The sequence below is a fragment of the Mycolicibacterium austroafricanum genome (assembly GCF_902705885.1).
In the GTDB taxonomy this organism is placed as follows: Bacteria; Actinomycetota; Actinomycetes; order Mycobacteriales; family Mycobacteriaceae; genus Mycobacterium; species Mycobacterium vanbaalenii_A.
In genome coordinates this window covers 68,013-86,870 of the sequence record NZ_CACSIP010000022.1, presented here as the reverse complement: position 1 = coordinate 86,870, position 18,858 = coordinate 68,013, and the positions used below count along the sequence as shown (strand labels likewise).

Sequence of the window (18,858 nt, the reverse complement as noted above, 5' to 3'; positions counted from 1 at the left end):
GGCTTGGCCTCCGCAGCCATCCCCGCCGCCCCCGCCCGTTTGGCCGCCGCAGCCGCCGCGGGAGCGTTCAGAGGGCTGGATCGGCAAGCTGCTGGCCGTCGCCGGCGTCGCGGTGACCCTGGTCGGCGTCGTGTTGCTGTTGGTGCTCGCGGCGCAGGCGGGAATTCTGCGCCCCGAGTTCCGGGTCGCTGCCGGAGCCGTGCTGGCGGCGGGCCTGGTCGGCGCGGCATGGTGGCTGGACTCCCGGCCCGGTGGGCGCGTCGGGGCGATCGCGCTGGCCGCCACCGGTATCGCCGCGGCGTACATGGATGTCATCGCCGTCACGACGATCTACGGCTGGGTCTCCGCGCCGGTGGGGCTCGTCCTCGCCGCGGTGATCGCCGGCGGCGGTCTGACACTGGCGCGCCGGTGGGATTCCGAACATCTCGGGCTGTTGGTGTTGGTGCCCTTGATCGGTCTGGCGCCCGTCGTCACCGACGGTGTCACCCTGCTTCTCATCGGGTTCATGCTCGCTCTGTCCGCTGTGTCGGTGCCGGTGCAACTGGGCAGGGACTGGATCTGGTTGCACGTCGCGCGGATTGCCGCCATGGTCCTGCCGCTTCTGACGGCGCTCGCGGCCCGCGCCTTCGACACGGGTCAGGACCTGGCCCTGGCGGGGGCGTGCGCGATCGCGGCGGTGGTGAGCATCGGCGCTGCGTTGATCCTGCTTCCGGGGACGGCCAACCGCACGGCGATGGCGTTGCTGACCGCGGCCGGGGTGACACCGGTGTTGGGTGTGGTGCTGGCGGTGGACCACGTCATCGCGGCGCTGATGGCTGCTGCGCTGTCGGCGGCGCTGCTGGCGATTGTGCTTGTCGGGGAACGCTTTCCGGGGGTTCCCGGCGTGGTGCGGCGGGTGCTCTCCGCAACGTCGGCGGTCGCCGCGCTGATCGCCGTGACCGTGGGGTTCGACGGCCCGGTGGCCGCACCGGTGTTGTTGGCGATGGCAGTGGTGGTCGCGGTGGCAGGGCGCGGTGATGTGGTCGCACGTTGGTCGGCGACCGGCTTCGCGATCGTCGGCGCCGCTCTGCAGTCGGGTTACGCGCCGCCGAGCACGTTGCTCGAGCCCACCGTGCTCGCCACCGGCCGGGCGGTATCGACGTTGGTGGCCTGCATCCTGCTGGCCGGCTGCGCGGTGGCCATCGTGTGGTCGTGGCGGACCACGGCGCACCTGCTGTGGGGCGGTGCAGTCGTGGTGATCGTCTACGCCGTCACGTTGTTCACCGTCACCGCAGGCATGTTGGTCGGCGGTGACGACCATCTGGGCTTCTATGCCGGCCACATGACGGCGACGATCTGCTGGATCGGGATGGCGGCGGGGCTGTTCGGATACGCCGCCCGCCGGCCGCGCACCGAGCGCTCGGTGCCAATCGGTGGGGGACTGGGCCTGGTCGCCGCCGCGATGGCAAAGCTGTTCCTGTTCGACCTCGGCACCCTGGACGGCATCTTCCGGGTCGCGGTGTTCATCGTGGCGGGCTTGGTCCTGCTGGGTATGGGTGCCGGCTACGCGCGCCTGCTGGAGAAACAGGACCACGCTATGACGGAGATCACCCAATAAATTGGATCGATTCCAGATTATGGTTCGTTGGGTTGAGTATGGCTACCACAACGAACATGCGTAAGACAGAGGCCGAGATCTCGGGCTTCCACGCCTCACCGGAATTTGTCGCCGCGCTGCAGCAGGTGCTCGTCGACCTGATCGAACTGCACCTGCAGGGCAAGCAGGCGCACTGGAACGTCGTCGGCACCAACTTCCGTGACCTGCACCTCCAGCTCGACGAGGTCGTCGACTTCGCCCGTGAAGCCAGCGACACCGTCGCCGAGCGGATGCGCGCACTGGACTCCGTACCGGACGGACGGTCGGACACCGTGGCGGCGAGCACGTCGTTGCCGGAGTTCCCCGCCTACGAACGGAGCACCGGCGAGGTCGTCGACCTGATCACCGGACGCGTTTATGCGGCGGTGGACACGCTGCGGTCGGTCCACGACACGGTGGACGCCGAGGATCCGAGCACCGCGGACATCCTGCACCAGCTCATCGACGGTCTGGAGAAGCTGGCGTGGCTGATCAAGTCGGAGAACCGGAAGGTGTGACCACCTCGGCCCGGTGACCGATCAGGTACCAGGTGCGCATCATCCCCTTGCCCTTGATGTCGACGTGGCCACGCTCCTCGAGCATGAACGAGTCGTGCAGACGTTCATACACGTTGTCGGGCACCTGAATTCGTCCTTCGACGTCGGTGGTCTCCATCCGGGCTGCGACGTTCACCGCGTCGCCCCAGACGTCGTAGAAGAATTTCCTGGCTCCGACGACGCCCGCGACGACGGGTCCTGCGGCCATGCCGATGCGCAGCGGCACGTCGCGGCCCTCGGAGTCCTTGAGGTCGGCGACCGCGTGGGCCATGTCCAGTGCCAGCGATGCCAGTGCCTCCAGGTGGTCGGCGCGGGGGATGGGCACCCCGCTGACCACCATGTAGGAATCGCCGCTGGTCTTGACCTTCTCCAGGCCGTGCCGGTCGACGAGCGCGTCCAGGTCGGTGTAGAGCCGGTCGAGGAACCGCACGAGTTCGGCGGGCGCGGTGTCGCTGGCACGTTTGGTGTAGCCGGCGATGTCGGCGAACAGGATCGACGCGTCGTCGTACTTGTCGGCGATGACGGTGCGCGACGGATCCTTCAACCGGGCCGCGATCGACGCGGGCAGGATGTTGGCCAGCAGCTGCTCGGAGCGCTGGTACTCGGCCTCCATCGCCGCTTCCGCCCGTTCGATCTCGCGCAGCGTGTACCAGATGGTGGCGATGATCATCACCGCCGAAGTGACGACCGCCGTGATGAACCCGGCGGTCAACGTCCAGGGTGGGCCCAGGCCCCGGTCGTGCGGCACCGTCAGCTCGAGAGCGACCGTCATCGCCACGCCGATGACCGCGATCACCGCGGCCAGCAGGATGCGCTCGATCCCGAGGATCAGCACCACCAGCGCCGCGGCGACCAGCGTGTAGAACTGCAGTCCCGAGCCGGTCCCGATGGTGAAGCAGATGAACCCGACCGATACGTAAGCGAACGCGACGAACGTCAGCGGTGCGACCAGCTCGCCGAAGCGGCACAGTCGCGGGATCGCCAGGAAGACCAGGCCGCACAGCAGGTTGACGGCGCCCAGCCACCACAGCGCTCCGCCCAACGCCAGCTGGAACACCCCGAAACCGATCGAGACCACCGCCGCGATCCAGCCGGCGATCTTGAGCACCCGCAGCCGGCGGCCGACCCGGTCGTCGCGGTGGTGGCTCGGCGACCAGGCGCCGTTGCCCAGCGCCACGTCGGGCACACATACGGGTCGCACCTTGACCACGGCCGGAGCTTATCGCTCGACATCCTCTGAGCTGTGCGTTTTGCGGTGCCCTCGGTGAGATTCGAACTCACACTGTACGGGTTTTGAATCCGTTTCCTCTGCCAGTTGGGATACGAGGGCGTCGGCGCTCTCACCGGGAACGGCAAGTTCGCGCGGCCTCCCACCATAGAGGATGGCCCCGCGGTCGCCCATCCGGCCCGCGGCGGCCACAATGAGTTCCATGACCGGGTCACCGACGGACTCACCTGTCCCTGCCGTCACGCCGCACCGAGTGCTTGTCGCCGAGGACGAGGCTCTCATCCGGATGGATTTGGCCGAGATGCTGCGCGACGAGGGCTACGAGATCGTCGGTGAGGCCGGCGACGGGCAGGAGGCTGTGGACCTGGCCGAGTCGCTGCGACCCGACCTCGTGATCATGGACGTCAAGATGCCGCGGCGCGACGGTATCGACGCTGCTTCCGAGATCGCTGCCAAGCGGATCGCCCCGATCGTGATCCTCACGGCCTTCAGCCAGCGCGAGCTCGTCGAGCGCGCCCGCGACGCCGGTGCGATGGCCTACCTGGTCAAGCCGTTCAACATCTCCGACCTGATTCCGGCCATCGAGGTGGCCGTCAGCCGATTCGGCGAGATCGCCGAGTTGGAGAAGGAAGTCGCGAACCTGTCCGACCGTCTGGAGACGCGAAAACTGGTTGAGCGCGCCAAAGGCCTGCTACAGGCCAAACAGGCGATGACCGAGCCCGAGGCATTCAAGTGGATCCAGCGCGCCGCGATGGATCGGCGCACCACGATGAAGCGGGTGGCAGAGGTGGTTCTGGAGACGCTGGAACCCGAGTCGCCCTGAAATTCACCCGCTGTTACTACGGGGACGTTAACTTGTTCTCCGTGAGGTCACAGATTGGTCACGAGGCCTTCCAGGGATCTCGCGTCCCGCCGGCAGCCGATAGCGTCGTCCCAGCGCCTCGCAGGCGCTGGCAACAGTCGGCAATGACATATTCAGGAGCTTCTCGATGACACATCGAACTCTCGCTCGCGCGTTCGCCATCGTGGGAATCGCGTCTCTCGCGTTGACCGCCTGCTCGAGCGATTCGGGGGAGGACACCTCGGCTGCCGGCGGCGAAGAGGCGACGACCGAGGAAACCGCCGAGGTCGTCTCCACCGACTGCGAGCCCCCTCAGGCCACTCCGGGAGCGGCGCCGGTCACCACGCCGCTGAAGATCGGCACCCTGCTGCCGGAGACCGGAACCCTGGCGTTCCTCGGCCCGCCCGAAGTGGCGGGTGTCCAGGTCGCCGTCACCGAGATCAACGACGCCGGCGGGGTGCTCGACCAGCCGGTGCAGCTGATCACCGGAGACTCCGGGGACACCACCACCGACACCGCCAACGTCACCGTGGACCGCCAACTCGCTGATGGGGTCAGCGCCATCATCGGTGCGGCGTCGTCCGCGGTGTCGCTGAAGGTGATCGACAAGATCTCCAGCGCCGGTGTGGTGCAGTTCTCGCCGGCCAACACCTCCGACCAGTTCGTCTGCTATCCCGACAAGGGCATGTACTTCCGCACCGCCCCGACCGATGTGCTGCAGGCGCAGGCACTGTCGCAGCTGATCACCCAGGACGGGGCCCAGCGGGTGGTGATCATGGCCCTCAACGATCCGTACGGCACCGGACTGGCCGCCAACACGGTCGAGGATCTCGAGGCCGCGGGCATTCCCTCGGACCAGATCAAGACGATCGTCTACGACCCCAACGCCCAGTCCTTCAACGCCGAGGTCGACCAGGCCAACGAGTTCAGTCCCGACGCGGTGGCGGTGATCGGCTTCGAGGAGAGCGCCAAGATCCTGAGCCGGATGCACGAGGTCGGCATCGGACCGTCGGACGGAATGCTGGTGTACGGCACCGACGGCAACATGGGCAACGCCCTCGGTGAGGGTGTCGCGCCCGGCCTGCTCGCCGGCATGAAGGGCACGACACCGCTGACCGACGTCGGTCCCGATTTCGAGAACCGGCTCAAGGCAGCCGATCCCGCGCTGATCGACTTCAACTACGCCGGTGAGTCCTACGACGCGGTGGTGATCACCGCGCTGGCCGCCGAACAGGCTGGATCCACGGCCGGGGTCGACATCGCGGCCAACATCATCGGCGTCACGCGGGACGGCACCAAGTGCACCACCTTCGTCCAGTGCCGGGATCTGATCGTCGCCGGTGAGGACATCGACTACGACGGTGTGACAGGCGAACTGGCGTTCGGTCCCGCGGGGGAACCGTCCGTCGGCTCGTACGGCAGCCTGGAGTTCGGCCCGGACAACACGCTGCAGACCAACGACTACATCATCGTCAACGAGTCCTGAACGCCCCTGGGCCGGCAGCCCGAGTCAGGTCTCGCGGTTGCCGGCCAGGGTGCCCAGGTAGAGCTCGATCACCTTGGGATCGTTCATCAGGTTGCTGCCGGTGTCGGTGTAAGCGTTGGTGCCCTGGTCCAGCACGTACCCGCGGTCGCAGATCTGCAGACAGCGCCGCGCGTTCTGCTCGACCATGATGATCGAGACGCCGGCGGCGTTGATCTGCTTGCAGCGGATGAACACTTCGTCCTGAAACATCGGTGACAACCCCGCCGACGGCTCGTCCAGCAGCAACACCGAGGGCTCCATCATCAATGCCCGGCCGATCGCGACCATCTGGCGCTCACCGCCTGACAATGCGCCGGCCTTCACCTTGCGCCGCTGCCCCAGCAGCGGGAACAGCTCGGCGACCACCTCGAACCGTTCGACGAACTTCGACCGGCGCAGATAGATCCCCATCTCCATGTTCTCCTCGATTGTCAACGAGGGGAACACGTTCCGGTTCTGGGGCACGTAACCGAGACCTTTGGTCACCAGCACGTGGGCGGGGGCCGAGGTGATGTTGTCGCCACGCAGGGTCACCGACCCCGACCGCACCGGGATGAGACCGAACAACGTCTTCAGCAGCGTGGACTTGCCCGCGCCGTTGGGACCGATGATGCCGACGATCTCGCCGTCGCGCAGAAAGAAGTCGCAGCCCCGCAGGATGTCGACCTCGGGAACGTAACCAGCCACCAGATTGTCGGCCTGCAGCAGCGAACCCTCCGCCAGATGTGCGTGCTCCTCGGGCGTGGCTGCAAGTTCGGCCGGCGACAACTCGGTGGGTCGGTCCGCTGCCTCGCTCATCGCTTCTCACCGTCGTTGTCGACTTCGGCCATGACCGCCTGCTCGATGTGTTGTGCCAACTCCGCGGTCGCGCCGACGGGGTTGCCGTGCTCGTCGAACTCGAGGGCCTGATCGTGGTGGCTACCGAGATAAGCGTCGACCACTGCGGGGTTGTCGGCCAGCGCATCTGGTGGTGACTCGGCGATGATCGAGCCCTGGGCCATCACCACCACCCAGTCACTGATATCACGGATCACGTCCATGTCGTGTTCGACGAAGATCACCGTCATGCCCTCCTCGCGAAGGGATTTCACATGCGCGAGCAGGCTCTGGGTCAGCACCGGGTTGACCCCGGCCATGGGTTCGTCGAGCATGACGACCTTGGGGTCGCTCATCAGAGCCCGCGCCATCTCCAGCAGCTTTCGCTGTCCGCCCGACAACGAGCCGGCCATGTCTTCGGCCTTCGTCTCCAGCTTGAACCGGTGCAACATCTCGTGCGCACGTTCGGTGATCTGCGCCTCCTGGCCACGCCAGACCATCGGCAGCAGCGAGGACAGGATGCGCTCGCCGACCTGGTGTTGCGCACCGAGCCTGACGTTGTCGAGCACCGACATCCGCGCCAGCGCCTTGGTCAACTGGAAGGTCCGCACCACCCCGCGGCGCGCCACCTGGTGGGGGTGCATCCTCCCGAGGTTCTCCCCGTCGATCTTCCAGCTGCCGGTGTCGGGCCGGTCGAAACCGGTGAGCAGGTTGAACAGCGTCGTCTTGCCCGCCCCGTTCGGCCCGATCAGCCCGGTGATGGCACCGCGCTGCACCTCCAGATGATCGACATCGACGGCTTTGAGGCCGCCGAAGGATCGGGAGACGCCGTCCACCACCAGGATCGGGTCGGGTTTCGGCGATCCCGGTTCGGCCGGGGTCGCGGCGAACAGGGTAGCGCGATCGGCGGCAGGCACAGGTGAGTCATCGGCCATCGAACTGCAACTCCCGTTTTCGTCCCAGCAGCCCCTGGGGCCGGAACACCATCAGCACCGCGATCAGGATCCCCAGCAGGATGAACCTGGTGGCGCCGACCTGCGCATCGGTCAAGGGCAGCAGCGGGTCGGGGCCCGCAATGGCTTGGCGCAGCGCCGCATCCGGCACCGCGAGCAGGAACCAGAACAGCATCGCGCCCACCACCGGGCCGAACACGGTCGCGGCGCCGCCGAGCAGCAACGCCCCGAACGCGTAGAAAGTCTGTGCGGTGGAGTAGAAGTCGGGGTGGATCGACTTGGTCTGCAGCGCGTTGAAGACGCCGCCCATGCCGCCGATCACGCCGCCGAGAACCAGGGCCTGCAGCTTGTAGACGAACACGTTCTTGCCCAGGGCCCGGGCGGCGTCCTCGTCCTCGCGGATGGCCCGCAGCACCCGGCCCCACGGGCTGTGGGAGAGCAGGTAGACGAAGAAGCACAGCACCAGCACCAGCGTCCAGCCCACCAGCATCGCCCAGACGTCGTCACCGACGAAGTTCACACCGAGGATCGAGTACTGCTTGCTGGAATCGAACGGGCTGAACCGGGTGAACGGGCCGGCGAATCCGTACAGTCCGTTCGTCGACCCGGTCACCGAGTCCGACGCCGTCGACCGGAATATCAACCGCAGCACTTCCGCGGCGGCGATGGTCGCGATCGCCAGATAGTCGGCGCGCAGGCGCAGCGTCGGAATGCCCAGGACGATCGCCAGGGCCCCGGCCGCCAACAGCCCGACGAGGATCCCGACCCAGAGGGGCTGCTGGTAGGTGACGGTCATGATGCCGACGCCGTAGCCGCCGAGCAGGGCGAATCCGATCTGTCCGAAGTTCAGCAGTCCGGTGTAGCCGAAGTGCAGGTTCAGGCCGATGGCAAGCAGCGCGTAGAAGATCGCCGACGGGCCGATCAGCTGCGCAAACGATGCCTGAAGGGCGGAGACGAGATCCACGGCTCACCCGATCCTTTCCCGCGAGCCCAGGATGCCCTGCGGCCGTGCGACGAGGATGAGGATGAGGATGAGCAGGCCGCCGACGTACTTGAGGTCGGGGTTGATCACCAGGGTGGACAGCTGCACCAACAGACCCACGATGAGGCACCCCAGCAGCGCGCCATAAGCGGTGCCGAGGCCGCCGAGGATGATGCCGGCGAACATCAGCAACAGCAGCTTGAATCCCATCTCCCACTGGGCCCGGCCACCGAGCTCTGAGAGTGCGAGCAGGATCCCGCCGAGCGCCGCCAGACCACCGCCCAGGCACCACACGAACACGATCACCCGTTCGACGTTGATCCCGGACGCCGAGGCCAGGTCTTTGTTGTCCGCCACCGCCCGCATCGCCTTGCCGATCGGGGTCTTCTGCAGCATCACCGCGACAGCGATCAGGACCACCACACTGATCGCCATCGTGAGCAGGTTGGTGTCGGTGATCGCGATCGGGCCCCACTGACGCTGAGCGCTGACGGTGGATTCGGCGAAGGCCTGGGTTCGGTCGGAGAACAGCGCCAGCACTAGATAACGGAGCGTGATGGCCAGCCCGATGGAAACGACCAGCTGCGGGATCAGGCCCACCCGTCGCCGTCTCAGCGGATGCCAGATGCCGGCGTTGTTCAGCCATCCCACGCCGATACCGGCGATGATGCCCAGCACCGCGGCACCGACCAGCGGAACGCCGAAGGTGACGTTGAACATCCAAGTGAACACCGCCCCCAGGGTGACGAGCTCTCCATGGGCGAAGTTCGTCAGACCGGTGGTGCCGAAGATCAGACTCAGCCCGATGGCGGCGACGGCGATGACCAGACCGAATCGCAGGCCGTCGATCGTGAGTCGGATGACGCGTTCGTACAGCGGTGTCTCCATCGAGGTGCGGACCTCGCCGAAGATGAACACCACGGTGTTCGTGCGACCCGCGATGACGTCGCGGGTCACTGCGCTCTGCACGCTCACCCCGTCCGGGAGGCTCTCGGGGTCGACCTCGAAGGTGTAGGTGCCGACCGGGAGTTCGACACTCCAGCGTCCGCTGTCGTCGGAGGTGGCGGTGTCGGCTTCCTCGCCGGCCTCGTCGATGATCCGCACCACCGCTCCGGCCACCGGTTCGCCCGCGTCGACGAGTCGTCCTGCGACCGGAGCGGTCTCGGCGTCCTGGGCCGCGGCGACGCCGGCGCCCAGGAACGCAGCCAACACGATGAAGGCGACCAAGAGCAGGCCCCGTGAGGCGACACGAGCACACAGGCCCACTAAGGGAACTCCTCCGTCGCTGGAAAATCGCTCGATTCGTTTCGGGCGACTGTATAGCGTTCGGAAGCAGGTGGCCGGGTTCTGGATGTCCGGCGCGTATCGATTGTGTTTCCAGGCTCGATCAGGTTGGCGGGATATTGATGACAGATGTCACTGCTGCCACTGTTGGGACTCTCCGGTCAGCGGAATGCTCAAGATCATGACGCTGCTGATCGTGTTCGGAGCGATGCTCGTCGTGCTGACGATTGCGGCACTGGCGGGCAAGGTCCCCGACACCCATCGCGAGGTCAGCCAACACGGCGACTTCGAGTTCTGAACGACCGGATTCCGTCCGCCGGGCCCACACCCGCAGGTTGGGTTATCCCCACCCACCCCGCTGTCACGTTGCTATGTTCTACCCGGGGCCACGGCCCATGCCGTGGTAGTTCGGGAGGAGAGTACGTGCGCTGTCGAGGGGTACGTGGCGCCCTTGCGCTCGGTTCGGCAGCGTTGGTGGCACTCGGGTCCAGCGCGTGCGGCGGAGCGCCGTCGGTGCCGGGAACGTCGCCGGAGGACCTAACCATCGAGGCGCAGGTCCAAATCGATCGCAACGGTGCTGTGGTCGAGGGGGTCGACGGCCCGGAGCCGGCCAGGCCGGCCGGCGACGGTAACGCGGTCTGTCCGCCGTTGTCGATCGCGATGGCAGGTGATCTCGGCGGACCGGACGCGGCGATGGGCACCGGCGTCATGAACGGCGTCCAATTGGCCGTCGACCAGCACAACGAGGCCAATCCCGCGTGTCAGGTTCAGCTGAAACCCTTTGACACCGAGGGGGATCCGGCCAGGGGAGCCGAGGTGGCCGCCCAGATCGTCGATGATGCCTACACCGTCGGTGTGGTCGGGCCGGCGACCTCCGGTGAGACGCTGGCAGCCGGCGGAGTGTTCGACCGCGCCGGACTGGTCGCCGTGACCCCGTCGGCCACCAGCCCGGCGTTGAGCGAGCAGGGGTGGCGGACGTTCTTCCGCGGGGTGGCCGACGATGAGGTACAGGGGCCTGCAGTCGCCGACTACATGACCGGGACCCTCGGTCACCGCAAGGTGTGCGTCGTCGACGACAGTTCCGACTACGGCCTGGGACTCGCTTCGACGGTGCGCGAAACCCTTGGCGCCATGGCTGATTCGGCGTGCAACATCGCGATCAGGCCGGACGACACCAACTTCTCCGGCATCGTCCCTCAGATCACCTCTGCGGCTCCGGATTCGGTGTTCTTCGCCGGGTACTACCCGCAGGCCGCCGCTCTCGTTGCGCAGCTGCGTGACGCGGGCTTCGAGGGCGCTTTCGTGGGTGCCGACGGCGTGAAGACCGTGGCGTTCGTCGACGAAGCGGGTTCTGCGGCGAACGGGGCGGTGTTGTCCTGCCCGTGCAGCCCTGCTCCACCTGACTTCGTCGACGAGTACCGCCGCGCGTTCGACGAGCCGCCCCCCAGCTACAGCGTGGAGGCCTACGACTTGGGCACGATTCTGCTCAAGGGAATCGACTCCGGGGCGATCACCCGGCCGGCGCTCCTGCAGTTCGTCCGGGACTACGACGGACAGGGAATCGCCCGCCGCTACCGGTGGACTGCCACCGGCGAACTGACGGACGCGCTGATCTGGATCTACCGGGTGGTCGAGTAGCCCTGCGCGCCAGCGCTTTTCGGACGCCGCCTCAGCGCGCGACGATCACCGAGGAACCGTGGCCGAACAGGCCCTGGTTGGCGGTGATGCCGACCTTGGCGTTCTCCACCTGACGCCCGGTCGCCTGACCCTTGAGCTGCCAGGACAGCTCGCAGACCTGCGCGATGGCCTGGGCCGGGATCGCCTCGCCGAAACTGGCCAGCCCGCCGGAGGCGTTGACCGGGATCCGGCCGCCGATGGCCGTCGCGCCGCTGCGCAGCAGCCCCTCGGCCTCACCCTTGGCGCACAGCCCCAGATGCTCGTACCAGTCGAGTTCGAGCGCGGTGGACAGATCGTAGACTTCGGCCAGGCTCAGGTCCTCGGGGCCGATACCGGCTTCGGCGTAGGCGGCGTCGAGGATCTGGTCCTTGAACACCCGCTCCGGCGCCGAGACCACGGCGGTGGAGTCGGTGGCGATGTCGGGCAGTTCGAGGAGGTGCTGCGGATACTGCGGCGTGACGGTGCTGATCGCACGGACCGAGGGGACTCCCTCAAGTGAGCCCAGGTGCTTCTCGGCGAACGACTTGCTGGCCACGATCAGCGCCGCGGCCCCGTCGGAGGTCGCACAGATGTCGAGCAGCCGTAGCGGATCGGACACCACCGGGCTGGCCAGCACATCCTCGACCGAGGCTTCCTTGCGGTAGCGGGCGTTCGGGTTGTTCAGACCGTGGCGCGCGTTCTTGACCTTCACCTGCGCGAAATCCTCGAGAGTGGCGCCGTGCAGGTCCATCCGGCGGCGCGCCAGCATCGCGAAGTACACCGTGTTCGTCGCGCCGATCAGGTGGAAACGCTGCCAGTCGGGATCGTTGCGACGTTCGCCACCGACCGGTGCGAAGAACCCCTTGGGCGTGGTGTCGGCGCCGATCACCAACGCGACGTCGCAGAAGCCGGCGAGGATCTGGGCGCGCGCGCTCTGCAGGGCCTGGGAACCGCTGGCGCACGCCGCATAACTCGAACTGACCGGGACGCCGTTCCAGCCCAGCTTCTGGGCGAACGTGGCGCCGGCGACAAAGCCCGGGTAGCCGTTGCGGATGGTGTCGGCACCCGCGACCAGCTGGATCTGTCGCCAGTCCAGGCCGGCCTCGGCCAGCGCAGCCCGTGCTGCCACCATGCCGTACTCGGTGAAGTCACGCCCCCACTTGCCCCAGGGGTGCATACCTGCGCCCAGGATGTACAGCGGTGCTGGAGTTCCGGTGCTCATTCGGCGATCCTCCAGGCGTGGACGGTCCGCTCGATGCCGTCGTCGTCGACGTAGAGCGTCATGGTGGACAGTTCCATCTCCATGCCGACCTTCAGGTCGGCGGCCAAGGTGCCGTCGACGACCTTGCCGAGCACGATGAGGCCTTCGTCGGCCAACTCGACGGCAGCCACCGCGAACGGTTCGAACGGATCCGGGCACGGATAGGGAGGGGGAGGGGCGTACCGGTTCTCGGTGTAGCTCCACAGCCGGCCGCGACGCGACAGCGGCACCTGGGCGAGCTCGTCACCGTCACAGGCCGGATTGGGGCAATTGTTGGCACGTGGCGGGAACACATAGGTTCCGCACTGATCGCACTTGCCGCCGATCAGGTGGGGAGCACCTGTCCCGTCGGTGGCGAACCACCCCTCGACCGCGGGTTGCACCGAGACTTCTGAAGCTGACACGCGGTCAGCGTACCGAGTCCAGCCGATAGACCTAAAACGTGTTCCAGTTCCACCGCGTGATTCGATGTGGCGTGACGGCTACGGCGCCGAGTCGGCCAGGATGCTCAACAGCCCGGCGGCGTTGTCGCGCATCAGGTTGTGGGAGCCCTCGAGTTCGTGGACATGCCAGTGCGGGTCATCGCGCACCCGTTCGTAGGATCGGCGCAGCGGCGACTGCCCGGGCCAGCCGAGCGCGTAGACGAAGTCACGGCGCCGGAATCCGTTGATGTCGCCGTCCAGTCGGATCGGCTGCAGCAGTGACGCCAGTGGATGGGGTGTGGCACGAGTGTCGAAGAAGGTCATCGGACGCACGCCGTATCCGGTGTCGTCGACGTCGAGATACCACTGCCGCATCTCGTCGTCGACGATGTCCCAACATGATTCACCATCTCGGGGGACGAGCGCGTCGATGTACACCAGTGAGTCGATGCGCTCTGGCATGCGATCCGCCACCGCGGTGATCACCATGCCGCCGTAGCTGTGTCCTGCCAGGACGGCGTTCGTGACGCGGTGCGCGCTCAGTTCGGCCAGCACGTCGGCGATGTGGGTTTCGAGGTTCACCCCGGCATGGCTGAGGTGAGACCGTTCGGCGATCCCCGTCAGGGTGGGGTGAAGCACCCGATGGCCGCGGGCTCGGAGGTCCTCGGCGAGACCGTCGAAGCACCAGCCACCGTGGCAGGCGCCGGGGATCAGGACGAAGTCGGTCATGACTTCACGTTGGCCGTTCAGAGCGCATAAGTCCAATATCGATCAGCGAGAAAGCTCATAATCTGTGGTTATGGAACGACGTCAGCTGGAGTACTTCGTCGCGGTCGCCGAGGAAACCAGCTTCACCAGGGCCGCACGCCGGGAACGAGTGGCCCAACCGGCCGTCAGCGCCCAGATCCAGCGACTGGAGCGCGCGGTCGGGCAGCCGCTGCTGCACCGCTCTGCGGGCCCGGTTCGGCTGACCTCGGCCGGGGAGGCCCTGCTGCCGCACGCCCGGGCGGCGCTGGCTGCGCTGCGCGACGGGCAGTCGGCGGTCGACGAGGTGACCGGCCTGCTTCGCGGTGTGGTGGCCATCGGCACCGTGACCGCGCATCCGGTCGAGATCGCCCGGCTCATGGCGGACTTCATCGCCGATCATCCGGCGATTGAGATGACCTTGGTCGCCGACGCTTCCGATGCCCTCGTCGACAAGCTCGCAGACGGTCGGCTGGACGTCGCCATCGTGTCCATCGGCGTCGATGAAGGTCCGCCGGGACTGGATTTCGAGGTGATCACCGACGAGTCCATCGAAGCCGCCGTCGCCCCGCGGCATGCATTGGGTCGGCGCAAGGTGCTGCGGCTGGACGAGCTGTGTGATCACCCAGTCATCTCGTTACCCGTCGGCACCGGCTTACGCTCCAGGTTCGATACTGCCTGCGCCGCAGCGGGGTTACGCCCGCACATCGCGTTCGAGGCCAGCAGCCCGGTCGAACTGGTCGAAATGGCCCGGTACGGGCTGGGAGTGGCGGTCCTGCCGCAGTCGATGGCGCGGGGCCGGACAAACCTGCACGCGATGCCTGTGAGCCCCGAACTCCGGGGACGGCTGGTGTGGGCGTGGCGGCGGGACCGGACGAACCCGGCGGCACGAAGGTTCTGTGAACGGGCCCGACGGATGATCGCCTCCGGTGTGGCCGTGGCCCCGGTGTCGTAGCCGGTGCCTAGAGTGAACTCGTGAGCCCAGCCAAGACCGCATCCGAGCCGAAGGCCGGCAGCGCAGCAGCCGCCGGTCAGCCCGCCGGTAAACCGACTCTGATGCTTCTGGACGGCAACTCGCTGGCCTTCCGCGCGTTCTACGCGCTGCCCGCCGAGAACTTCAAGACGCAGGGCGGGCTCACCACCAACGCGGTCTACGGCTTCACCGCGATGCTGATCAACCTGCTTCGCGACGAACAACCCAGCCACATCGCAGCGGCGTTCGACGTATCGCGGCAGACGTTCCGGCTCGAGAAGTACCCTGAATACAAGGCGGGTCGGTCCGCGACACCGGACGAGTTCCGCGGTCAGATCGACATCACCAAGGAAGTACTGGGTGCACTGGGCATCACGGCGCTCGCCGAGGCCGGGTTCGAGGCCGACGACGTGATCGCCACGTTGGCCACCCAGGCCGAGGACGAGGGCTACCGGGTGCTGGTGGTCACCGGTGACCGCGACTCGTTGCAGTTGGTCAGCGACGACGTGACCGTGCTCTACCCGCGCAAGGGTGTCAGTGAGCTGACCCGGTTCACCCCGGAAGCCGTGGTGGAGAAGTACGGACTCACCCCGCAGCAGTATCCCGATTTTGCCGCCCTGCGCGGGGACCCCAGTGACAATCTGCCCGGCATTCCCGGCGTCGGGGAGAAGACCGCGACCAAATGGATCGCCGAATACGGTTCGCTGCAGGCGCTCGTCGACAACGTCGACAAAGTCAAGGGCAAGGTCGGCGATGCGCTTCGCGCCCACGTGTCCAGCGTGGTGCTCAACCGTGAGCTCACCGATCTGGTGAAGAACGTGCCGTTGGCGCAGACACCGGACACGCTGCGGATGCAGCCGTGGGACCGCGACCACATCCACCGGCTGTTCGACGACCTCGAGTTCCGGGTGCTGCGTGACCGACTCTTCGACACGCTGGCCTCGACGGATCCCGAAGTCGAGGACGGCTTCGAGGTGCGGGGTGGCGCGCTGGAGCCGGGAACGCTCGCCGCGTGGTTGGCCGAGCACAGTCACGGTCAGCGATTCGGGCTGGCCGTGGTGGGCAACCACCTTGCGTTCGACAGCGACGCGACCGCCGTGGCGATCGTGGCACCCGACGGCGACGGGCGCTACATCGACACCTCGTCGTTGGATCCCGCAGACGAGGCCGCGCTGGCGGCGTGGCTGGCCGACCCGGGTGCGCCCAAGGCGCTGCACGAGGCCAAGCTCGCGATGCACGACGTGCAGGGGCGGGGCTGGACGCTCGCCGGGGTCACCTCGGACACGGCGCTGGCGGCCTACCTGGTTCGTCCCGGCCAGCGCAGTTTCGCCCTCGACGATCTGTCGCTTCGTTATCTCAAACGTGAGCTCCGGGCGGATAATCCCGAGCAGCAACAACTTTCGCTACTCGACGACAGTGACGGGGTCGACGACCAGGCGGTGCAGACGTTGCTGTTGCGGGCCGGGGCGGTCAAGGACCTCGCCGACGCCCTCGACGAGGAGCTGGCCCGCATCGACTCTTCGTCGCTGCTGGCGAGCATGGAGTTGCCGGTGCAGCGGGTGCTGGCCCAATTGGAGGGCGTGGGCATCGCGGTCGACGTCGACCAGCTCGCCGAGCTGCAGAGCGAGTTCGCCGGACAGATCCGCGATGCCGCCGAGGCGGCGTACTCGGTGATCGGCAAGCAGATCAACCTGGGCTCCCCGAAGCAACTGCAGGTGGTGTTGTTCGACGAGCTGGAGATGCCGAAGACCAAGCGCACCAAGACCGGCTACACCACCGACGCGGACGCGCTGCAGGGCCTTTTCGAAAAGACCGGGCATCCGTTCCTGCAGCATCTGTTGACCCACCGGGACGCCACCCGGCTCAAGGTGACTGTCGACGGGCTGATCGGATCGATGGCCACCGATGGCCGGATCCATACGACGTTCAACCAGACGATCGCCGCGACGGGTCGGCTTTCGTCCACCGAACCGAACCTGCAGAACATCCCGATCCGCACCGAGGCCGGCCGACGGATCCGCGACGCCTTTGTCGTCGGCGCGGGATACACCGACCTGATGACGGCCGACTACAGCCAGATCGAGATGCGGATCATGGCGCATCTGTCGGGTGATGAAGGCTTGCTGGACGCATTCAATACCGGGGAGGACCTGCACTCGTTCGTCGCATCCCGGGCCTTTTCGGTGCCTATCGGGGAGGTCAACGCCGAACTCCGGCGGCGTGTCAAGGCGATGTCGTACGGGCTGGCCTACGGGCTGAGCGCATACGGGCTCGCGGCTCAGCTCAAGATCTCCACCGAAGAAGCCAAGGTCCAGATGGAGCAGTACTTCGACCGGTTCGGCGGGGTTCGCGACTACCTGCGCGATGTCGTCGACCAGGCGCGCAAGGACGGCTACACGTCGACGGTGTTCGGGCGCCGGCGGTATCTGCCGGAGCTGGACAGCAGTAACCGCAACGTGCGCGAGGCGGCCGAGCGGGCCGCGCTCAACGCGCCGATCCAGGGCAGTGCCGCCGACATCATCAAGGTCGCGATGATCAACGTCGACCGCGCGATCAGCGACGCCGGTCTGGCCTCGCGAATGCTGCTGCAGGTACACGACGAGCTGTTGTTCGAGGTCGCCGACGGCGAGCGGGACACCCTTGACGCGCTGGTTCGCGAGCACATGGGTAATGCCTATCCGCTCGACGTGCCCCTCGAGGTGTCGGTGGGGTACGGCCGCAGCTGGGATGCCGCGGCGCACTGAGCATGCCCGACACGCCACTGCCGGAGCAGCAGGTCCGGTTCGTCGCCCGCCTTGGAGCCGCGATGGGCGCTGCCAATTACCCGGTCACCCTGGTGCGGCAGATGCTGGAGCGGGCGTCGTCGAATTACGGGGCGCGCAACGACTTCATCGCGTTTCCCAACCACGTCCAGGTGGTGGGGCACTCCGGTGGCGCCGGATCGATAGTGAAGGCGGCTCATCTCGACCGGGATCTCCGCTTCGATCAGATGTTCCCGCTGGCACCTCTGATCGCCGATGCGATGGCGGGCCGGGTGAGCCCGGCTCATGGCGAGGCCAGACTGGACGCCGTTCTCGACAAGAAGCGGCCACGCCGGGCGTGGATGTCGGTGCTCGGATATGCGGTCCAGAGCGTGGGGTTTGCGCTGCTGCTGGAACCGACGCCGTTGAACGTGCTGGTCGCCGGTGGTCTCGGGGTGGTCGTGGGGTTGTTCTGGACGACTGGGCAGCAGGTGCCGGGGTTGGCCCCGTTGGTGCCAGTGCTCAGCGCCTTCGTCGTCACCGCGGTCTGCATCATCGGTGCCCGCGAACTCGGCATGGATCACGTCGGGTTGCGCGCCTTGATCCCGCCGCTGGCGATGTTCCTTCCTGGTGCGGCGATCACGCTGGCGGTCATCGAGCTCACCGCCCGCGATGTCATTTCCGGGTCCAGCCGGCTGATCGCAGGGTTCGTCCAGATCGCCCAGCTGGCCTTCGGCATCTTGATTGCCTCTCAGATGCTGCAGACCGATGACACCCAATTGACCTCGGACGCGATCAACAAGATCGGGCCGTGGGCGCCGTGGCTCGGCGTCGCCGTCTACTCCGTCGGGGTGATGCTGTTCCTCGCGCCGCCCCGCTCGTTCCTGCCATGGCTGTTACTGATCACCTACCTCGGCTACTCGGCCCAATATGTCGGTGATCTGCTACTGGGCAGCTACGTCAGCGGATTCTGCGGCGGGGTGGTCCTCACCTTCGCTGCCCTGGCGATGACGCGACTGCGCGGTTCGCCGCCGGCCATCACGATGATCCTGCCGGGTTTCTGGTTGTTGGTGCCCGGATCGATGGGACTGATCGGGATCACCGAGTTGTTCGGAGCGGACGGAGACTCGGCCTTGCCCGCCACCCTGATCTCGATGGTCTCGGTGTCATTGGGTATGCAGGCCGGCCTGGTGCTCTGGCAGCTGATTCGGCAGCGCAACCGACCCGCTCCCGCCTTCAGGAGCTGAGCACCTGGCGGAC

The 18,858-nt window shown here is 66.9% G+C and carries 16 protein-coding genes and 1 tRNA gene; 8 read left to right on the top strand and 9 right to left on the bottom strand.

The window, feature by feature from the left end; genetic code table 11:
* Positions 1-1,597, top strand: a 1,597-nt coding sequence (locus tag BEMPMBAN_RS15515) for a DUF2339 domain-containing protein (protein WP_159231480.1), incomplete at its 5' end; no start/stop codon positions are given.
* A gap of 56 nt (positions 1,598-1,653) precedes the next feature.
* Positions 1,654-2,133 carry a Dps family protein gene (locus tag BEMPMBAN_RS15510; protein WP_234897486.1) on the top strand — a complete coding sequence of 160 codons (480 nt, stop codon included), beginning with the start codon at positions 1,654-1,656 and terminating at the stop codon, positions 2,131-2,133.
* On the opposite strand, the gene BEMPMBAN_RS15505 is transcribed toward BEMPMBAN_RS15510, so the two are convergent.
* Positions 2,108-3,373 carry an adenylate/guanylate cyclase domain-containing protein gene (locus tag BEMPMBAN_RS15505; RefSeq protein WP_159231499.1) on the bottom strand — a complete coding sequence of 422 codons (1,266 nt, stop codon included), beginning with the start codon at positions 3,371-3,373 and terminating at the stop codon, positions 2,108-2,110. The two genes, BEMPMBAN_RS15510 and BEMPMBAN_RS15505, sit on opposite strands and share 26 nt — an antisense overlap.
* A gap of 55 nt (positions 3,374-3,428) precedes the next feature.
* A tRNA-Leu gene (locus BEMPMBAN_RS15500) sits at positions 3,429-3,502 on the bottom strand.
* 100 nt (positions 3,503-3,602) lie between these two features.
* Between BEMPMBAN_RS15500 and BEMPMBAN_RS15495 the strand changes: the two genes are divergently transcribed.
* Together BEMPMBAN_RS15495 and BEMPMBAN_RS15490 are read left to right on the top strand one after the other, a co-directional pair.
* Entirely contained in the window at positions 3,603-4,223 is a 621-nt protein-coding gene (locus BEMPMBAN_RS15495) for a two-component system response regulator PdtaR (RefSeq protein WP_200845994.1), read from the top strand.
* 166 nt (positions 4,224-4,389) lie between these two features.
* Positions 4,390-5,727, top strand: a complete 1,338-nt coding sequence (locus tag BEMPMBAN_RS15490; RefSeq protein ID WP_159231475.1) for an ABC transporter substrate-binding protein — start codon at positions 4,390-4,392, stop codon at positions 5,725-5,727.
* 24 nt (positions 5,728-5,751) lie between these two features.
* Here the strand turns inward: BEMPMBAN_RS15490 and BEMPMBAN_RS15485 are convergent, their stop codons facing one another.
* The 4 genes from BEMPMBAN_RS15485 to BEMPMBAN_RS15470 are packed head-to-tail and all read right to left on the bottom strand — an operon-like array spanning position 5,752 to position 9,783.
* Entirely contained in the window at positions 5,752-6,564 is an 813-nt protein-coding gene (locus BEMPMBAN_RS15485) for an ABC transporter ATP-binding protein (protein WP_159231472.1), read from the bottom strand.
* On the bottom strand, positions 6,561-7,517 hold the full coding sequence (locus BEMPMBAN_RS15480) for an ABC transporter ATP-binding protein (protein WP_159231470.1): 957 nt from the start codon (positions 7,515-7,517) through the stop codon (positions 6,561-6,563). The genes BEMPMBAN_RS15485 and BEMPMBAN_RS15480 overlap by 4 nt, the downstream gene beginning before the upstream one ends.
* Positions 7,507-8,499, bottom strand: a complete 993-nt coding sequence (locus tag BEMPMBAN_RS15475) for a branched-chain amino acid ABC transporter permease (RefSeq protein WP_159231468.1) — start codon at positions 8,497-8,499, stop codon at positions 7,507-7,509. The genes BEMPMBAN_RS15480 and BEMPMBAN_RS15475 overlap by 11 nt, the downstream gene beginning before the upstream one ends.
* Before the next feature lie 3 nt (positions 8,500-8,502).
* Complete coding sequence (locus BEMPMBAN_RS15470; RefSeq protein ID WP_159231466.1) at positions 8,503-9,783, bottom strand: branched-chain amino acid ABC transporter permease; 1,281 nt, start codon at positions 9,781-9,783, stop codon at positions 8,503-8,505.
* Between the two features lie 441 nt (positions 9,784-10,224).
* On the opposite strand from BEMPMBAN_RS15470, the gene BEMPMBAN_RS15465 reads away from it, so the two are divergent.
* Complete coding sequence (locus BEMPMBAN_RS15465; RefSeq protein WP_159231464.1) at positions 10,225-11,439, top strand: branched-chain amino acid ABC transporter substrate-binding protein; 1,215 nt, start codon at positions 10,225-10,227, stop codon at positions 11,437-11,439.
* A gap of 31 nt (positions 11,440-11,470) precedes the next feature.
* Here the strand turns inward: BEMPMBAN_RS15465 and BEMPMBAN_RS15460 are convergent, their stop codons facing one another.
* The 3 genes from BEMPMBAN_RS15460 to BEMPMBAN_RS15450 all read right to left on the bottom strand — a co-directional run bounded on the left by BEMPMBAN_RS15460 (position 11,471) and on the right by BEMPMBAN_RS15450 (position 13,869).
* Positions 11,471-12,679 carry a lipid-transfer protein gene (locus tag BEMPMBAN_RS15460; protein ID WP_159231462.1) on the bottom strand — a complete coding sequence of 403 codons (1,209 nt, stop codon included), beginning with the start codon at positions 12,677-12,679 and terminating at the stop codon, positions 11,471-11,473.
* Entirely contained in the window at positions 12,676-13,122 is a 447-nt protein-coding gene (locus BEMPMBAN_RS15455) for a Zn-ribbon domain-containing OB-fold protein (protein ID WP_234897485.1), read from the bottom strand. Before BEMPMBAN_RS15455 ends, BEMPMBAN_RS15460 begins: the two co-directional genes overlap by 4 nt.
* A gap of 78 nt (positions 13,123-13,200) precedes the next feature.
* Positions 13,201-13,869 (bottom strand): alpha/beta fold hydrolase, encoded by a 669-nt coding sequence (locus BEMPMBAN_RS15450; protein ID WP_159231460.1) that lies wholly within the window; start codon positions 13,867-13,869, stop codon positions 13,201-13,203.
* 70 nt (positions 13,870-13,939) lie between these two features.
* Between BEMPMBAN_RS15450 and BEMPMBAN_RS15445 the strand changes: the two genes are divergently transcribed.
* The 3 genes from BEMPMBAN_RS15445 to BEMPMBAN_RS15435 are packed head-to-tail and all read left to right on the top strand — an operon-like array spanning position 13,940 to position 18,845.
* Complete coding sequence (locus BEMPMBAN_RS15445; protein WP_159231458.1) at positions 13,940-14,839, top strand: LysR family transcriptional regulator; 900 nt, start codon at positions 13,940-13,942, stop codon at positions 14,837-14,839.
* A 20-nt stretch (positions 14,840-14,859) separates the two neighbouring features.
* On the top strand, positions 14,860-17,601 hold the full coding sequence (gene polA / locus BEMPMBAN_RS15440) for a DNA polymerase I (protein ID WP_159231456.1): 2,742 nt from the start codon (positions 14,860-14,862) through the stop codon (positions 17,599-17,601).
* Positions 17,602-17,603: 2 nt separating this feature from the next.
* Complete coding sequence (locus BEMPMBAN_RS15435; RefSeq protein ID WP_159231454.1) at positions 17,604-18,845, top strand: threonine/serine exporter family protein; 1,242 nt, start codon at positions 17,604-17,606, stop codon at positions 18,843-18,845.
* Positions 18,846-18,858 lie beyond the last annotated feature (13 nt).